Here is a 17,108-nt window from a genome sequence, read left to right as displayed (position 1 = left end):
CATGGCCCACAGCGGTCTGGCCACCCGCCTCTACCGGGGCGAGGCCGGTCTCGACATCATCGGCAAGCGCAAGCTCTGGTTCTCCATCGCCGGGCTGCTGGTGCTCGCCGCGGTGCTGAGCTTCTTCGTCCGGGGCTTCACCCTCGGTATCGAGTTCGAGGGCGGCAACTCCTTCCAGGTGCCGGCGAGCGTCGGCACGCTGACCCAGACCGAGGACCGGGTCAACGGGATCCTCGGCAACGAGGCCAGCGGCGCCGAGGTCGAGTCGGCCCAGACCGTCGGCGGCGCGGGCGGCGAGTTCTACGAGTTCCGCACCGCGGTGCTGAGCTCCGACGAGGCCAACGCCGCCAAGGTCGCGATGGCGCAGGAGTTCAACCTCAACGAGGACCAGATCAGCGCGAACCAGGTCAGCGCGGCCTGGGGCGGCCAGTACACCGAGCGCGCCATGCTCGGTCTGGTCATCTTCATCGCGCTGGTGATGCTCTACCTGATCATCCGGTTCGAGTGGCGGATGGCGGTCGGCGCGGTCTCCTCGCTGCTGCTCAACCTCGTCCTCACCGCCGGCGTCTACTCGGTGGTCGGGTTCGAGGTCACGCCGTCGACGATCATCGGGTTCCTCACCATCCTGGGCTTCGCGCTCTACGACGTCGTCGTGGTCTTCGACAAGGTCCAGGAGAACACCCGAGGCATCACGGCGAACAACAACCAGACGTACGGCGAGGCGGCGAACCTCGCGATCAACCAGACCCTGATGCGGTCGATCAACACCGGTCTGGTCGCGCTGCTGCCCGTCGGTGGTCTGCTCTTCATCGGTGTTCCGCTCGGCGCGGTCACCCTGAAGGACCTCGGCCTGGTGCTCTTCGTCGGTATGTTCATCGCGGTCTACTCGTCGATCTTCTTCGCCACCCCGGTGCTGAGCACGCTGAAGGACTTCGAGCCGCGGATCCAGGCGCACAACAAGCGCGTCCTGGCCCGGCGCGGCGCGATCGCCCGCGGCGAGCTGAGCCCGAAGGGCGCTCCGCGTCCGGCGGGTCGCGGCGAGTCCACCGAGGCGGAGGACGCGGCGCTGGCCGGCGCCGCCCCGAAGGTGGGTGCGCGTCCGGCGGGCAAGCGGCCGACCGGCGCCCGGAGCGGGCGGCCGACCGGCGGCGGCGGAAACCGGCCGGGCGGCGCGAAGCGGCGCTGACCGGCGTGCCGGGGCCGACCCGGTAGGAAACGACCTGACGGCGTCCTGCATGCTGTGCGAGCAGCAAGCAGGACGCCGTCGTCGTCGGAAGGGATACGGGACCTGTCGTGACGGAGACCCACCACATCGAGGCGCGCGGGGACAGCGGCGCGGACGTCGCCCGCCTGGTGGCCAGCCGGGTGCTGGACGTGCCGGACTTCCCCAAGCCCGGAATCGTCTTCAAGGACCTGATGCCGCTCTTCGCCGACGGTCCGGTGTTCCGTCAGGTGATCGACGGGATCGTGGCCCACCACGGGCGGGGCTCGTTCGACGCCGTGGTCGGCATCGAGGCGCGCGGGTTCGTGGTGGCGGCGGCGATCGCGTACGCGACCGGGGTCGGTGTGGTGCCGGTACGCAAGGCCGGCAAGCTGCCCCGAGCCGCCTACTCGGCCTCGTACGCGCTGGAGTACGGCGAGGCGACCCTCGAGGTGCACCAGGACGCGTTCACGGCCGGGCACCGGGTGCTCGTGGTCGACGACGTGCTCGCCACGGGCGGCACCGCGGCGGCGACCCTCGACCTGGTGGAGCGGGCCGGCGGCACGGTCGCCGGCTTCACCGTGCTGCTGGAGCTCGCCGCATTGGGTGGACGGCGGCGGCTCGCCCCGCGTCCGGTCCATGCCCTGCTGACCGTTTGACGGCTCCAGCCGCCGGTGTGACGCGGCGCGGCCGGCCCGACGGGAGCGGCACGACACCGTCTGTGCGAGTAGCATTGCCCTTTGCTGACGCCGACGGTGATCCGTCCGGCGGTACGCGACCAGGCCGGCCGTACGGTCGGCGTGATCCCGGCGAGCGGTGAGGAGGCCGGTGTCCCACGATGTCGTCCCTCCGATGGAGGGCACGGTGCACCCGACAGGCGACGCGGACGGCTCGGTTGCCGACCGCAACGGTGACGCGACGGCCCGGGTGACGAGTTCCGACACCGGCGTGGCCGGCCCCGACGAGGGGCACGGCCCGGGTGCGGTCCGTCCCGATCTCCTGAGCGCCGCCCGCGGCGACGGGGAGCCGGTGCCGAGCGCCGGGTTCGCGCTGGCCAGCGCGCCCACCGGGCGTCGGGTGCGGGCGCGGTTGGCCCGGTTCAACGCGCCCTGGCAGACCTCCCAGGTCAGCGAGGTGCTCGAGCCGCTCATCGCGATGCATCGGGAGAACCACCCGAAGGCCGACGCGCGGCTGCTCCAGCGCGCCTTCGACACCGCGGCGCGCTGGCACTCCGGGCAGTACCGCAAGTCCGGCGACCCGTACATCACCCACCCGCTGGCGGTCTCCACCATCCTGGCCAACCTCGGGATGGACACGACCACGCTGGTCGCCGCGCTGCTGCACGACACGATCGAGGACACCGAGTACACGCTCGACCAGATGCGCGCCGACTTCGGCGGCGAGGTCGCGCTGCTCGTCGACGGCGTCACCAAGCTCGACAAGGTCAAGTTGGGTGACGCGGCGAAGGCCGAGACCATCCGCAAGATGGTCGTGGCGATGGCCAAGGACCCGCGCGTCCTGGTGATCAAGCTGGCCGACCGGCTGCACAACATGCGGACCCTGACCTTCCTGCCCCGCCCGAAGCAGGAGCAGAAGGCGAAGGAGACGCTGGAGATCCTCGCCCCGCTGGCCCACCGGCTGGGTATGAACACGATCAAGTGGGAGCTGGAGGATCTGGCCTTCGGCACGCTCTTCCCGAAGCGGTTCGAGGAGATCAACCGGCTGATCGGGGAGCACCAGCCGCAGCGGGAGGCGCTGCTGCGCCAGGTCACCCAGAAGGTCTCCACCGACCTCAAGGCCGCCAAGATCAAGGCGGAGACCACCGGCCGGCCGAAGCACCTCTACTCGATCTACCAGAAGATGATCGTGCGGGGTCGCGACTTCAACGACATCTACGACCTGGTCGGCGTGCGGATCCTGGTCGACACGGTGCGCGACTGCTACGCGGCGTTGGGCGTCATCCACGCGAACTGGCAGCCGGTGCCGGGCCGGTTCAAGGACTACATCGCCATGCCCAAGTTCAACATGTACCAGTCGTTGCACACGACGGTCATCGGGCCCACCGGCAAGCCGGTGGAGATGCAGATCCGCACCTACGCGATGCACCGCACGGCCGAGTTCGGTATCGCCGCGCACTGGAAGTACAAGGAGCACAAGGGCGTCCCGGTGGTCGGCCCGCCGGCGCACATCGACGAGATGACCTGGCTGCGTCAGCTGCTGGACTGGCAGCGGGAGGCGGCCGACCCGAGCGAGTTCCTCGACGCGCTGCGCTTCGACCTGTCCAGCCAGGAGGTGTACGTCTTCACCCCGAAGGGTGACGTCATCCCGCTGCCGACGGGGTCGACGCCGGTGGACTTCGCGTACGCGGTGCACACCGAGGTCGGGCACAAGTGCATCGGGGCGCGGGTCAACGGCAAGCTGGTGCCGCTGGAGTCGACGCTCTCCAACGGCGACGTCATCGAGATCTTCACCTCGAAGTCCGACACCGCCGGCCCGACGCAGGACTGGCTCGGCTTCGTCAAGAGCCCGCGGGCCCGTACGAAGATCCGCCAGTACTTCAACAAGGAGCGGCGCGAGGAGGCGATCGAGGCCGGCAAGGACGCGATCGTCAAGGCGATGCGTAAGCAGGGCATGCCGTTGCAGCGGATGCTGACCTCGGACGCGTTGATGGGGATCGCCCGGGACCTGCACCTGGCCGACGTCGCCTCGCTCTACGCCGCGGTCGGTGACAGTCAGGTCAGCGCCCAGTCCGTCGTGCAGAAGCTGATGGCCTCGTACGGCGGCGAGGAGGGCGCGGCGGAGGACATCGCCGAGACCGCCGTCGCGACCCGCCCGCCGCGCAGCCGCGCGAGCAGCCACGACCCGGGCGTGGTCGTCCGGGGCGTCAGCGACGTCTGGATCAAGCTGGCCCGGTGCTGCACCCCGGTGCCGCCGGACGCGGTCTTCGGTTTCGTCACCCGCTCCGGCGGGGTGAGCGTGCACCGGGACGACTGCGCGAACGCCGAGGACCTGAAGGCCCAGAGCGAGCGGGTGGTCGAGGTCAGCTGGAAGCTCACCTCCGCCTCGACGTTCCTGGTGGCCATCCAGGTCGAGGCGCTGGACCGGCACAAGCTGCTCGCCGACGTCACCCGGGTCCTCTCCGACGAGCGGGTCAACATCCTCTCCGCCACCGTCACCACCACCCGGGATCGGGTGGCGGTCAGCCGGTTCAGCTTCGAGATGGCGGACCCGAAGCACCTCGGCCACCTGCTGGCCACGGTTCGCAAGGTCGACGGCGTCTTCGACGCCTACCGGGTCACCTCCGGCGCCTGACCCGGCCCCGTCCTGGGCCCGTGAGTGCGTCCGGCCCAGTGCTGGGTCGGTGGGCCGGCCTTCGGGCGCCTTGATCGACTCGACCTCAAGGAAGTCGGGGTGTCCGCGTGTCAGGACACCCCGATTTCATGGAACCCGAGTCGATCAAGGCGCCCGCCGCCTGCCGCGGCCGCCCGTCCGGCCCGGCTGCCCGTCCGTGTCCGGGCGGGGCAGGAGACGAAAGCGCCCGCCGGGGAAACCGGCGGGCGCTTCGCGGTACGGGTACGGGTCAGCTCTGCGGGGCGCTCATCGTCAGCTTCTTGATGACGACCTCCTTCTTCGGGTGACCGCCACCGGCCTGCTGTGCGAAGGCACCGTCGTCGCCGGTCTTGGCCACGTCCTTGACGAGGTCCATCCCGCTGGTGATGGTGCCGAGCACGGTGTAGTCCGGGTCCAGCGGCGAGTCGCCGAAGACGATGAAGAACTGGCTGCCCGTGCTGCCCGGCTGTTGCGATTTCGCCATCGCGATCACGCCCTCCGGGTACGGGGGCCGCTTGTCGGTCGGCAAATTCTCCTCGGCCATCCGGTAGCTCGGCCCGCCGGTGCCGTCGGTCTCCCGCCACCCGGTGCCGGTCGCGCTCGGGTCGCCGCACTGGAGCACCTGGATGCCCTCGGTGACGAGCCGGTGGCACTTGGTGTTGTCGAAGAAGTTCTTCTCCGCCAGGTGGGTGAAGCTGCCCGCGGTGCACGGCACCAGGGACCGGTCGACCTTGGCGGTGATCGGGCCCAGGTTCGTGTCGAGGGTCAACGTCTGGACGCCGACGTTCGACTGCTGGTTGGACGGCACCCCGACGTCCTTGATCTCCTTGGTCCGCTGGTCGGCGGGGATCTCGACGTAGGGACACTGGACGAGGTCCTGTGCCGCCGTGTCGGTGCCGGCGGCGTCGTCGTCCCCGCCCAGGCTGGTGGCGAGCCAGACGGTGCCGGCCACCACCAGCAGCAGGGCGAGACTCGCCCCCACGATCGCCTGGGTCTGCCGGCGCCTGCGGGCCCGGGCCCCGCGCTCGGCCATCTCCTTCTCGAGCCGGGCGCGTGCCGCCGCGCGCTGCCGCTCTCTGGTGGACGTCACGCCTGATCCTCCTGGACTGTCTGTCGGGGCGCGGTGGGGTGCCGTTGCGAGGTCTGGGGTCGCTCAGCCGGCGTTCGGGCTGGGCGGGGCGACCGAACCGGACGGCGTCGCCACCGGCGCGCCGGTCGCCGGCTCGCCGACGGTGAGGCTCTGGATCACCACGTCGGTCTGGGGCTTGACCTTGGCCCCGGCCCCATTGTCCACGGTCGGGAGCTTGCCGATCTTCTCCAGGACGTCCAGGCCGCCGGTGACCTTGCCAATGATCGGGTAGGTCGCCTCGTCGGGGGCGTAGTCCTTGAAGAAGAGCAGGAACTGGCTGCCGTTGGAGCCCGGCGGGTTGGCGATCATCGCGACCGTGCCCTTCGGGTACGCCGGCGGTCGCTTCTCGGTCGGGCTGGCCGACGGGCTCGGCTCCGGCACGTCCGGCACGTTCTCGTTGTAGAACGAGTAGGTGGGGCCGCCCAGGCCGGTGCCGCTCGGGTCACCGCAGCGCAGCGCGCCCTCGGCCATGATCTCGTGGCACTTGGTGTTGTCGAAGAACGACCGGCTCGACAGGTGGGCGATGCTCGCCGCGGCGCACGGGGCCGAGGCCAGGTCGAGTTCGGCGGTGATCGGCGCACCCTGGTTGGTGGTGACCGTCATCGCCCGGGTGCCGTCGGTGGGCAGGCCGGTGGTCTCCGGGGTGCCGACGTCCTTGAGGCTGGCGTTGGCGGTGCCGTCCTGAGGCGTCCAGAGGCAGACCTCTTCGGCGGCGGTGTTCTCCTTCGGCTCGGAGTCGAAGGCTCCGAGCGCCCAGGCCGAACCGACCACGATCAGCGCGAGCACCACGGCGGCGCCCACACCGGCCTGGATCTGTCGCCGTCGCTTGACCCGCGCCGCCCGGCGGACCATCTGGCGATCGAGCTTGGCCCGTGCCAGTTTGCGCTGCCGGTCCCTGCTGGAAGCCACCCGTGCTCCCCTTCCTCTACCCTGGTCGTCGCCGGCGCCGTGGACGTTGCACGCCCGTGTGGGGCAGTGCGCCACGCCACACGCTCGCCAGAGTGTACGGCTACGAGCTGTGTGTGTGGTGTACGAGGTCCTTGCTGTGCTTATCGGAGCGCGTCACTGTGTCTGGCGGGACCGGCGGGGCGGATGGTCCGGCGAATATGCCGCGCGGCGCCGGTTAGGCTGATCAGGGACGGACCTCATGTCGACGGAAGGGGAGCGGACGTGCTCGTGGCCGGCTTTCCCGCCGACGCCTTCGGCACCAACTGCTACGTGGTGGCCACGGCGCCGGGGGAGCAGTGCGTGGTCGTCGACCCCGGCATCGGCGTACTCGACCGGCTCGACGCCGTGCTCGCCGAGCACCGCCTGCACCCGGCCGCCGTGCTGCTCACCCACGGCCACCTCGACCACACCTTCTCGGTGGCGCCGGTCTGCGGGGCGCGGGGCATCACCGCCTACGTCCATCCGAGCGACCGGGAGCTGCTCGCCGATCCGGCCAAGGGTCTCTCCCCTGATCTCGCCGCGCTCTTCGGCGGTCGGTTGACCTACTCCGAGCCGGAGGACGTCGCCGAGCTGACCGACGGCGCCACCCTGACGCTGGCCGGCGTGGAGATCACTGTCGACCACGCACCGGGCCATACCGGCGGGTCGGTGCTGTTCCGGATGCCCGGCGCCGGCTCGCGCTGGGAGGCGGAGGAGATCTGCCTCTCCGGCGACGTGCTCTTCGCGGGCTCGATCGGTCGCACCGACCTGCCGGGCGGCAGCATGCCGGCGATGCTCACCAGCCTGCGGGACAAGATCCTCCCGCTGGCCGACGAGACCGTCGTCCTGCCCGGCCACGGCCCCACCACCACGATCGGCCGCGAGCGCGCGACCAACCCGTACCTCATCGAGGCGGCGGGGTCCGGCGACGCGCGCCCGGCCGTACCCACCCGAGGCCTCTGATCCGCCCCCGCGCCCGGCGCGGGCACCGACCGACCGCGCGGCGCGCGGAAGTCAAGGAGTACGTCATGAGCAAGCCCACGCCCATCTCCGGCTTCCCGGAGTGGTCGCCGTCGCAGCGGATGATCGAGCAGTACGTGCTCGACCGGATCCGCGCCACGTTCGAGCTGTACGGCTTCGCCCCGCTGGAGACCCGTGCCGTCGAGCCGCTCGACCAGCTGTTGCGCAAGGGGGAGACCTCCAAGGAGGTCTACGTGATCCGGCGGCTGCACGACGACGAGGCGGGCCCGGCCGGCGACGACGCGCTCGGCCTGCACTTCGATCTGACCGTGCCGTTCGCCCGGTACGTGCTGGAGAACGCCGGCAAGCTGCAGTTCCCGTTCCGGCGCTACCAGATCCAGAAGGTGTGGCGGGGGGAGCGGCCGCAGGAGGGGCGCTACCGCGAGTTCGTCCAGGCCGACATCGACATCGTCGACCGGGACACCCTCGCTCCGCACCACGAGGCGGAGATGCCGCTGGTGATCGGGGACGCCCTGCGGTCGCTGCCGATCCCCGAGGTCCGGATCCAGGTCAACAACCGCAAGATCTGCGAGGGCTTCTACCGGGGTATCGGGTTGACCGATCCGGAGGCGGCGCTGCGCGCGGTCGACAAGCTCGACAAGATCGGCCCGGCGAAGGTCGCGGAGCTGCTGGCCCAGACCGCCGGGGCGAGCGAGGCGCAGGCGAAGGCGTGCCTGGCGCTGGCCGAGATCTCCGCCCCGGACGCGTCCTTCGCCGACGCGGTGCGCGCCCTCGGGGTCACTGACCCGCTGCTGGACGAGGGAATCGAGGAGCTGGTCCGGGTGGTGGAGACCGCGGCCGAGCACTCGCCGGGGCTCTGCGTGGCCGACCTGCGCATCGCCCGGGGCCTCGACTACTACACCGGGACGGTCTACGAGACCCAGCTGCGCGGCTACGAGCGGTACGGCTCGATCTGCTCCGGCGGCCGGTACGACAACCTGGCCAGCTCCGGGGCGGTCCGCTTCCCCGGCGTGGGCATCTCGATCGGGGTCACCCGGCTGCTCGGCCTGCTCTTCGGCACCGACGCGCTGGAGATCTCGCGGGACGTGCCGACCGCCGTCCTGGTCGCGGTGACCAACGAGGAGCAGCGGGCGACCAGCAACCGGGTCGCCGAGGCGCTGCGTCGGCGGGGGATCCCGACCGAGGTGTCGCCGAGCGCCGCGAAGTTCGGCAAGCAGATCCGGTACGCCGAGCGGCGGCGGATCCCGTACGTCTGGTTCCCGGGCACGGACGGCGCCGGCGACGAGGTGAAGGACATCCGCTCGGGCGACCAGGTGGCGGCGACGGCCGAGGCCTGGACGCCGCCGGCGGTCGACCTGAAGCCGCTGGTGAGCTGACCGGCAAAGCGGTGATGGCCGCGTGCGGGCCGCTCGTGGGCCCGGACGCGGCCGTGGTCCGCAGCTGGCCGGGCTGCCTGGCCGCCGTGATCGCGGGCTCGGTCCGCGCTGCCGCGCCCGGCCCGGCCCGGTCCTGCCCGGCCCGGTCCTGCCCGGCCCGGTCCTGCCCGGCCAGATCGCCGTGCCCGGCTCAGGGCGCGGGGGTGACCGGGAAGATCAGGCAGGTGCTCGTGGCGTGGGCGATCAGGCGCGAGTCGGCGTCGGTGATCCGCGCCTCGGCGAGCGCCGTACGCCGGCCGCGCTGCAGCACGGTGCCCACGCAGACGAGGGTGCCGGAGTCGACGGTGGCCGGGCGGAGGAACTTCACGTTGAGATCCAGCGAGGTGTAGGCGACGCCGGCCGGCAGGGTGCTGTGCACGGCACATCCGGCGGCCGTGTCCAGCAGGGTGGAGAGGATTCCGCCGTGGATGCTGCCGAGCGGGTTGTAGTGGAACTCCTGGGGCACCATCTCGACGGTGACGAGTCCCTCGTCGACGGTCATCCGGGACATGTCGAGCAGCCGGCTCACCGGCGGCGGGGGCAGCTCGCCGGAGAACGTCGCGCGGAGCGTCTCGAGACCACTGCGGCGGCCGAGCTCGGCGGCGTTCACCGCCGGGTCGGACCAGGAGAAGGTGCGGCTGCGCGTCGAGTCCTGCGTCTGCGTCATGGACTCAGGGTGGCAGCGCCTTGCTGAGTCTGTCAACGAGACCTAGCCTGGCGTCATGAGACCCGCGGCGCTCGACTGGTCGGTGGAGAACTGCACCATCGGCCGGGCGATGGAGATCCTCGGCGAGAAGTGGACCCTGGTGGTGCTCCGCGAGGTGTTCAGCGGCATCCGCCGCTTCGACGACATGCGGGTACGCACCCAGATCCCGCGCCAGGTCCTCACCAACCGCCTGGCGGTCCTGGTCGAACGGGGGGTCCTGCGCCGGGAGCCGTACCGGGAGCCGGGCAGCCGGGTGCGACACGAGTACCGGCTCACCGAGATGGGCCTGGACCTCTGGCCGGTGCTCGTCGCGGTGCTCGGCTGGGGAGACCGCTACCTCGCCGACCCGGACGGCGCGCCGCTGAGCGTCGGGCACCGGGACTGCGGCGGCGAAGTCCGCGTCGAGCTGCGCTGCGACCAGGGGCATCTGGTGGATCAGCCCCGCGACGTGATCCCCCGCCCCGGCCCCGCCGCCCGCCCCCAATCCACCTGACCCACCCCCACCCCACCCGGTCCCGGGCCCCTCACGCCCGGTCCCGCTGCGTTGATCATGAAGTTAGCGGCGACAAATCGGGCAGATTGCGCCGCTAACTTCATGATCAACGGGTGGGGTGGGGTGGGGTGGGCTACCAGTTGAAGCCGGCGGGGTAGGAGATGGTGGCCAGCACCTGCTGGCCGCTGGCGTTCGGGTGGAAGTAGTCCCAGCCGGAGAGCTGGTTCAGCGTGAACGGGTAGCCGAACACGGCGTTCCCGTCGAAGTCGCAGTTCGGGCCGTACGCCGCGCAGGCCTGGGCGAGCTGCGTGTTGTAGTCGACGACCCGCTGGCGTACGCGGTTGCGCCGGTCGACGTCCGCCTGGGCGGTGGAGGTCGGGTTGGCCAGCAGCGACTGGCAGATGCCGAAGAGCGACCAGGCCGTACGGGCGCTGCCGCTGCCCTTGCCGACCGACCAGAGCCGGTGCACGTCCGGGATGCTGATCACGAATACCCGGGCGTCGGGCAGCCCGGTGCGGAGGCGGTTCAGCGCCGAGTCGATGTTGGCTCGGAACGTGCTCACCGGGGTCATGCTCGACTCCGAGCCGGTGCACGCGTCGTTGGCGCCGATCAACATGGTGACGTAGTCGACGCCCTGGCCGACCGCGGTGCCGGCCTGTCCGTACATGTCGGCGGACTTCGCGCCGGTGCGGGCGTCGTTGTGGTTGTGGCCGTTGATGGCCGGGTCGACCGCCCGCACGCGCAGGTAGTGGCTGTTGACGGCGGAGTTGTCGCCGGTGCTGAACGACCGTGAGGTGCAGTCGACGTACCACCCGCAGGCGTTGAACCCACGGGTGATCGAGTCGCCGAGGCTCGCCATCGAGCCCGGCGGCGGACCGGGATCGGCGACCGCCGGGGCGGCGGGAAGCAGGGTGAGGGCGGTGAGCGCGGCGAGTGGGGCGAGTAGGCGCCGGAAGGGGGACATGGGGGCCTCCGGATCGCGGTAGCCGACGGGTATCGGTGCGCTGACCAGATCGTATAGATGTCCATCTGTGTCCACAATGCTGCCGGTCGGCGGCCGCCCGGGTCCGCGGAGATGGGCGGAGAGCGCTCTTGTTAAGGATCTTAAGCATGTGAATACTTCATTGCGTTCGGCCGGTTCCCCCAGTTCGGCCGGACCCTTCCGGGCCCCGCCGCCCCCGGCGAGGGCCGTCGCCCCCTCTTTGGAGGTTGTTAATGCGACCCACGAGGTCCACACTCCGCCACGCCGCCACCATTGCCGTGGCCGGAACCCTGGTCGTCGGCTCGCTCATCGGCGCACCGGCCCAGGCAGCCCCCGCCGCCTCCCCCGACGCCGCCACCACCCTCTCCGAGCGGCTCGGCGCCCGCTCCGCCGGCGCGTACGCCGACGCCAGCGGCAAGATGGTCGTCACCGTGACCGACGAGGCCGCCGCCCGCGAGGTCCGCTCCGCCGGCGCGACCCCGAAGTTCGTCGAGCGCGGCGCGGCCGAGCTGGCCCGGGTCACCTCCGACCTGGAGCGCAGTGTGAGCATCCCGGGCACCGCCTGGTGGAACGACCCGGTGAGCAACCAGGTCGTCGTCTCTGTCGACCCCACCGTGACCGGCGCCAAGCTGGACCGGGTCAAGGCCGCCGTGGCGCGGGCCAACGGCGCGCTGCGGATCGAGTCCGAGGCCGGCGTGCTGAGCACCCGCATCTCCGGTGGCCAGGCCATCTACGCCGGTGGCGGTGGCCGCTGCTCGCTGGGCTTCAACGTCCGTAGCGGCAGCACCTACTACTTCCTCACCGCGGGACACTGCACCAACATCTCCGCGAGCTGGTACTCGAACTCCAGCCAGACCAGCCTGCTCGGCACCCGCGCCGGGACCAGCTTCCCGGGCAACGACTACGGCATCGTCCGGCACAACAACTCGGCGAACGCGACCGGCAACGTCTACCTCTACAACGGCAGCTACCGGGACGTCACCGGCGCGGGCAACGCCTCCGTCGGCCAGTCCGTGCAGCGCTCCGGCAGCACCACTGGCCTGCGCAGCGGCTCCGTGACCGCGCTCAACGCCACCGTCAACTACCCGGAGGGCACCGTCCGCGGCCTGATCCGCACCACGGTCTGCGCCGAGCCGGGCGACAGCGGCGGCTCGCTCTTCAGCGGCAGCACCGCGCTGGGCCTGACCTCCGGCGGCAGCGGTAACTGCCGCACCGGCGGCACCACCTACTTCCAGCCGGTCACCGAGGCGCTGAGCGTCTACGGCGTCAGCATCATCTGACCGTCATCTCGCCAGCGGGCCGCCGGAGTCGTCCGGCGGCCCGCGTCGCGTCTCCGGCCCGCGGCCCGAGCGGCGCTGCGCGGCGCACGGCACGCGGCCCGAGCGGCGCTGCGCGGCGCACGGCGCCCGGCCCGAGCGGCGGTGCGCGGCGCACGGCGCGCGGCCCGAGCGGCGGTGCGCGGCGCACGGCGCGCGGCCCGAGCGGCGGTGTCGGGCGCGCGGCCCGAGCAGCGGGCCGGAGTGCTCTCAGCGGGCGCTGGACCTGGCGGCGAGCTGCGCCCGCCGGGCGGAGAGCACCGCCAGCAACGGCCAGAGCGCGACGGCCAGCGCGGTCACCCGCTCGGCCAGCCCGGTCCGGGAGCCGACGTTCACCTCCAGCGCGAACCAGCCGACGAGGCCCAGCAGCAGCGCGGTGACGCTCAGCCCGACCGCCCGGCGGAACGCCCAGGGCGGCTCGGGGGGAGCCAGGTGTCCGACGACCGGCCCGCGCGGCAGCCACAGCGCCGTACCGGCCGGCCAGAGTGCCAGCGCGAGGACCGCCACGGTCGCCACGGTGCCGTGACCGAGGGAACCGCCGACCGACGGCCGGGGGAAGGCGATCAGCGCGATGGTGGCCACCCCGCCGAGGGCGAGCAGGAAGCGGCTGGGCAGGCCGGCCGAGTGCAGCGCCGCGGCGATCGCCAGATAGCAGCAGCCGAAGAGCAGCAGCGCGCCAGTCATGATCCAGGGATCGGTGGCGTCCGGCCCGGCCAGCTCGCTGATGGTGTCCCGGACCGGGTCGTACCCCGCGGGCTGCCGCGCGCCCGCCACCGTCCAGCCCGTCGCGAGCAGCACGGGCGCCGCCGCCGCGGTGGCGACGGCCCACGTGGGTACGGCCCGCATCCGGCCACGGTAATCGGCCCGGCGCTCCGTCGGCTCGGGTTCGCCGGTTCGCCCCCCGATGGCTCGTACTGTCGTTGCGTCCCGCTGTCCCACCAGCTCGGTGACATCGCGAAAAGCAGCCGGGGACCGGGCCGCCGCCTGCGCTCAGGCCGCCGTCATCATGGCGTCGGAGAGCACCACCAGCGTGGTGGGGAGTTCACAGTCGATGCGCAGGGTGACCTCGTCGGCGCCCTCCACACTCGCCGACAGGGTATTCGTCGAGTCCTGCCGGGCCTCCGAGCCCCCGCGCGTTATCCGGTTGACCGTGCCGTCGTCCTGTTTCTGGGCGACGATGACAGAGACGTACACCTTTGCCATCGGGTCCTCGGGGGAGTACGGCCTGATCGTGGCGGTCAAGTTCAGATAGCGCTGGTGCAGCGCGTATGTCACCTCGTGGTGCGGGTCTCGGGGAGTGTTCTCCGGACAGGTCACGACGATGGAACGTTCGTATCCGGGCCGTCCGGCCAGCGCGCGGGGAAGGGCGACCAGGTTGCTCGCGCCGCCCTGTGCCGGCAGGCCGGCAAGTTGCGTGCCCGCCGTTCGGGTGGGCGGCACGGTGCCGCTCGACGCTCCGTTCTCCGGGCCGGTGCTGCCGGTCGGCGTGCTCAAGTGGGCGGTCGGGCTTGCCGCAACCGCATCGGGCGAACTTTCCCAGCCGAAGTAATCCCGGAGCAAGCTGCCGCCGCCGATCAGGAGGCCGATGACGGTCGCCGCAGCTGTCAGGAGAATTCCCCAGCGCGGGCGGCCCGTGCCCGGAGCCGGGTCGGTGCCGGTGGGCTGTCCCTCGTCGACGGTTGCCACGTCTCTCCCCGCTCGTCGTCGGCCGGCGCATCGCGACGGTGTTTCTATCATCACGGGACGGCCAGTGGACGCAGCGGTGATCACTGTCGCCAATGTGATAGCGGCGAGTACGCGTTTGTGAGATAAAGGCGCGCCTGTCGGGCGAGATCAATAGCTACGTCTTCTCGGAGGTGTGCTCGTGAGCGAGCCGCGCGGATCGCACAACTTTGCCGGCCAATCGGTTCCGGGTTCGACCGAGCCCGCCGGGCCCCAACCACCTCGCGTGGCTCGTCCGGCCGGCCACCGGATAGCCCTGCTCGCGGTCGGCGTCGCGACGCTGGCGTTGCTCGTGGCGTTCGGTGCGTTCGGCTTCGCGTGGCGGGCCGTCGACCGAGCCGAGGACGCGAAGACGACCGCGCTCGGCCAACCGGCTCAGGATCCCACACCGTCGTCGGCGTCCGGCGGCGAGACGGCAACGCCTGAGGAGTCCGCCACCGTTGACGCACCCACCCCGGCCAACCCTCGGAGCCCTGGCGAGGCGCCGTTGCTCAACGAGCGGACCGTCTACCGGCCGAAGTACGACAAGCAGACGCTCATTCTGAAAACGAGGTGCGGCTACTCGATGTACGCCGACCTGGACGAGCCGCGGGCGCAGAACGAGGACACCGGCGCGGACCTGCGCCTTGTCATGGGGTGCGGGGGTGACCCGACGGTGTTCCGGCTCGGCGACGGAGTCGAGGGCAGCGACGCGGCCGAGTCCGGAATGGGCCCGCAGGACTGCGCGGACAAGATCCGCATCGCGCCCGTCGGGGAAGGAGCGCCGGTGCCGGTACGCAAAGGCGCCGCGCTCTGTATCACGACCGACTACGGCAGGGCTCGGGCGAGCGGGGACGAATGGCGGATGGTGCTGATCGAGGTGATGGGCGTGGCCAACGACGGGGCGACGACGGTCCAGGTGACCGCCTGGGACATCCCGGACGCCTGAGCCCGGGCGGGCCGGTGGCACACCAACATGCGGCGAATGATCTCCCACACCGGGTTGCCGGGTGGCGCGGAGCGCACTCCGACGAGCTGACAGAATGCGGGGGCAGCCCGATCAGTGACGAGGAGACGCAAGCCGTGATCCGTACCCACAACGCCGGAAGCCTGCGCGCCACGGACGCCGGCACCACGGTGACGCTCGCCGGCTGGGTGGCCCGCCGGCGCGACCACGGCGGTGTCATCTTCGTCGACCTGCGCGACGGCTCCGGCGTGGTCCAGGTGGTGTTCCGCGAGGAGGACGCGCACGCGCTGCGCAACGAGTTCTGCGTGAAGGTCACCGGCGAGGTGACCCGCCGCCCGGAGGGCAACGAGAACCCGGAGCTGCCCACCGGTGAGGTCGAGGTCACCGCCGTCGAGCTGGAGGTGCTCTCCGAGGCTGCGCCGCTGCCGCTGCCGGTGGACGACCAGGTCGAGGCGGGCGACGACATCCGGCTCAAGTACCGCTACCTGGACCTGCGGCGCGGTGGCCCGGCGAAGGCCATGCGGCTGCGCTCGCGGGCCAACCAGCTGGCCCGCAAGGTGCTGCACGAGCGGGACTTCCTGGAGATCGAGACTCCGACGCTGACCCGCTCGACGCCCGAGGGTGCCCGCGATTTCCTGGTGCCGGTCCGGCTGCAGCCGGGCAGCTGGTACGCGCTGCCGCAGTCGCCCCAGCTGTTCAAGCAGCTGCTCATGGTGGGCGGCATGGAGCGCTACTACCAGATCGCCCGCTGCTACCGGGACGAGGACTTCCGCGCCGACCGGCAGCCCGAGTTCACCCAGCTCGACATCGAGATGTCCTTCGTCACCGAGGACGACGTGATCGACCTCGGTGAGGCGATCGTCTCCGAGCTCTGGTCCGACCTCGCCGGCTACGAGATCTCCCGGCCCATCCCGCGGATCACCTGGCACGACGCGATGGCCCGCTACGGCTCCGACAAGCCGGACCTGCGCTACGGCGTCGAGCTGACCGAGCTGACCGACTACCTGCGCGGCACCGAGTTCCGCGTCTTCGCCGGGGCGATCGACGCCGGCGGCTACGTCGGCGCGGTGGTCATGCCGGGCGGCGCGAGCCAGACCCGCAAGGAGCTGGACGGCTGGCAGGACTGGGCGAAGGCGCGCGGCGCGCGTGGCCTCGCGTACGTGGTGCTCGACGCCGAGACCGGTGAGGCGCGCGGCCCGGTGGCGAAGAACCTCTCCGAGGCGCACCTGGCCGGGCTGGCCGACGCCGTCGGCGCGAAGCCGGGCGACGCGGTCTTCTTCGCCGCCAGCACCAACACCCGCGAGGCACAGGAGCTGCTCGGCGCGGCCCGGATCGAGATCGCCAAGCGGTCCGGGCTCATCGACGAGAGCGCCTGGGCGTTCTGCTGGGTGGTCGACGCGCCGATGTTCGAGAAGACGGAGGAGTGCGGCTGGACGGCCGTGCACCACCCGTTCACCTCGCCGAACGGCGAGTGGGTGGACCGCTTCGAGGAGGCGCCGGACCGGGCGCTGGCGTACGCGTACGACATCGTCTGCAACGGCAACGAGATCGGCGGCGGCTCGATCCGTATCCACCGGGGCGACGTGCAGCAGCGCGTCTTCGACCTGCTCGGCATCACCCCGGAGGAGGCGCAGGACAAGTTCGGCTTCCTGCTGGAGGCGTTCAAGTACGGCGCCCCGCCGCACGGCGGCATCGCCTTCGGCTGGGACCGGGTCTGCATGCTGCTCGCCGGCGCGGACTCCATCCGCGAGGTGATCGCCTTCCCGAAGACCCGGGGTGGCTTCGACCCGCTCACCGGCGCGCCGACGCCGATCACCGCGCAGCAGCGCACCGAGGCGGGCATCGACGCCAAGCCGAAGCCGCAGGCGGCGCCGCAGGTCGGCACCGCCGGCCCGGCCGCCCCCGTCGCCGACCCGACCTGATCCCCACGCTGGCGGAGCGGCTTGGCGATCAAGAGGTT

Annotated in this window: 15 protein-coding genes; 9 read left to right on the top strand and 6 right to left on the bottom strand. The window is 71.5% G+C overall.

Features of this window, described 5'->3' with window-relative positions:
• The first annotated feature begins 1 nt into the window (after position 1).
• From secF to D7147_RS30650, 3 genes are all read left to right on the top strand, one after another.
• A complete protein-coding gene (secF, locus tag D7147_RS30660; RefSeq protein ID WP_120683968.1) occupies positions 2-1,186 on the top strand; it encodes a protein translocase subunit SecF in 1,185 nt (394 codons plus the stop codon).
• 107 nt (positions 1,187-1,293) lie between these two features.
• The gene (locus tag D7147_RS30655) at positions 1,294-1,860 is read left to right on the top strand and encodes an adenine phosphoribosyltransferase (protein ID WP_120683966.1); all 567 of its coding nucleotides are present in this window, start codon (positions 1,294-1,296) and stop codon (positions 1,858-1,860) included.
• 169 nt (positions 1,861-2,029) lie between these two features.
• Positions 2,030-4,513, top strand: a complete 2,484-nt coding sequence (locus tag D7147_RS30650) for a RelA/SpoT family protein (RefSeq protein ID WP_407663404.1) — start codon at positions 2,030-2,032, stop codon at positions 4,511-4,513.
• 268 nt (positions 4,514-4,781) lie between these two features.
• Here the strand turns inward: D7147_RS30650 and D7147_RS30645 are convergent, their stop codons facing one another.
• On the bottom strand, positions 4,782-5,621 hold the full coding sequence (locus D7147_RS30645; RefSeq protein ID WP_120683962.1) for a peptidylprolyl isomerase: 840 nt from the start codon (positions 5,619-5,621) through the stop codon (positions 4,782-4,784).
• A gap of 63 nt (positions 5,622-5,684) precedes the next feature.
• Positions 5,685-6,569 (bottom strand): peptidylprolyl isomerase, encoded by an 885-nt coding sequence (locus D7147_RS30640; protein WP_120683960.1) that lies wholly within the window; start codon positions 6,567-6,569, stop codon positions 5,685-5,687.
• 261 nt (positions 6,570-6,830) lie between these two features.
• Between D7147_RS30640 and D7147_RS30635 the strand changes: the two genes are divergently transcribed.
• Positions 6,831-7,550 (top strand): MBL fold metallo-hydrolase, encoded by a 720-nt coding sequence (locus tag D7147_RS30635; RefSeq protein WP_120683958.1) that lies wholly within the window; start codon positions 6,831-6,833, stop codon positions 7,548-7,550.
• A 65-nt stretch (positions 7,551-7,615) separates the two neighbouring features.
• Complete coding sequence (gene hisS / locus D7147_RS30630) at positions 7,616-8,944, top strand: histidine--tRNA ligase (protein WP_120683956.1); 1,329 nt, start codon at positions 7,616-7,618, stop codon at positions 8,942-8,944.
• Between the two features lie 190 nt (positions 8,945-9,134).
• Here hisS and D7147_RS30625 read toward each other — a convergent pair whose 3' ends face one another.
• Complete coding sequence (locus D7147_RS30625; RefSeq protein ID WP_120683954.1) at positions 9,135-9,650, bottom strand: PaaI family thioesterase; 516 nt, start codon at positions 9,648-9,650, stop codon at positions 9,135-9,137.
• A 55-nt stretch (positions 9,651-9,705) separates the two neighbouring features.
• Here D7147_RS30625 and D7147_RS30620 point away from each other — a divergent pair, with 55 nt between their 5' ends.
• The gene (locus tag D7147_RS30620; RefSeq protein ID WP_120683952.1) at positions 9,706-10,182 is read left to right on the top strand and encodes a winged helix-turn-helix transcriptional regulator; all 477 of its coding nucleotides are present in this window, start codon (positions 9,706-9,708) and stop codon (positions 10,180-10,182) included.
• Between the two features lie 133 nt (positions 10,183-10,315).
• Here the strand turns inward: D7147_RS30620 and D7147_RS30615 are convergent, their stop codons facing one another.
• Positions 10,316-11,146, bottom strand: coding sequence for a GDSL-type esterase/lipase family protein (locus tag D7147_RS30615; protein WP_120683950.1), 831 nt, complete (start codon positions 11,144-11,146; stop codon positions 10,316-10,318).
• Between the two features lie 251 nt (positions 11,147-11,397).
• Here D7147_RS30615 and D7147_RS30610 point away from each other — a divergent pair, with 251 nt between their 5' ends.
• On the top strand, positions 11,398-12,444 hold the full coding sequence (locus D7147_RS30610) for a S1 family peptidase (RefSeq protein WP_120683948.1): 1,047 nt from the start codon (positions 11,398-11,400) through the stop codon (positions 12,442-12,444).
• A 246-nt stretch (positions 12,445-12,690) separates the two neighbouring features.
• On the opposite strand, the gene D7147_RS30605 is transcribed toward D7147_RS30610, so the two are convergent.
• Both D7147_RS30605 and D7147_RS30600 read right to left on the bottom strand, forming a co-directional pair.
• Complete coding sequence (locus D7147_RS30605) at positions 12,691-13,326, bottom strand: DUF998 domain-containing protein (RefSeq protein ID WP_120683946.1); 636 nt, start codon at positions 13,324-13,326, stop codon at positions 12,691-12,693.
• Between the two features lie 144 nt (positions 13,327-13,470).
• Positions 13,471-14,166, bottom strand: a complete 696-nt coding sequence (locus tag D7147_RS30600) for a hypothetical protein (protein WP_120683944.1) — start codon at positions 14,164-14,166, stop codon at positions 13,471-13,473.
• 262 nt (positions 14,167-14,428) lie between these two features.
• Between D7147_RS30600 and D7147_RS30595 the strand changes: the two genes are divergently transcribed.
• The gene (locus tag D7147_RS30595) at positions 14,429-15,130 is read left to right on the top strand and encodes a hypothetical protein (protein ID WP_120683942.1); all 702 of its coding nucleotides are present in this window, start codon (positions 14,429-14,431) and stop codon (positions 15,128-15,130) included.
• Between the two features lie 134 nt (positions 15,131-15,264).
• Complete coding sequence (gene aspS / locus D7147_RS30590; protein WP_120683940.1) at positions 15,265-17,070, top strand: aspartate--tRNA ligase; 1,806 nt, start codon at positions 15,265-15,267, stop codon at positions 17,068-17,070.
• The last annotated feature ends 38 nt before the right edge of the window (positions 17,071-17,108 follow it).

It is taken from the genome of Micromonospora musae (genome assembly GCF_003626545.1).
Classification (GTDB): Bacteria; Actinomycetota; Actinomycetes; order Mycobacteriales; family Micromonosporaceae; genus Micromonospora; species Micromonospora musae.
The sequence above is the reverse complement of the archived record's forward strand: the minus strand, read 5'-3'. Positions and strand labels throughout refer to the sequence as shown.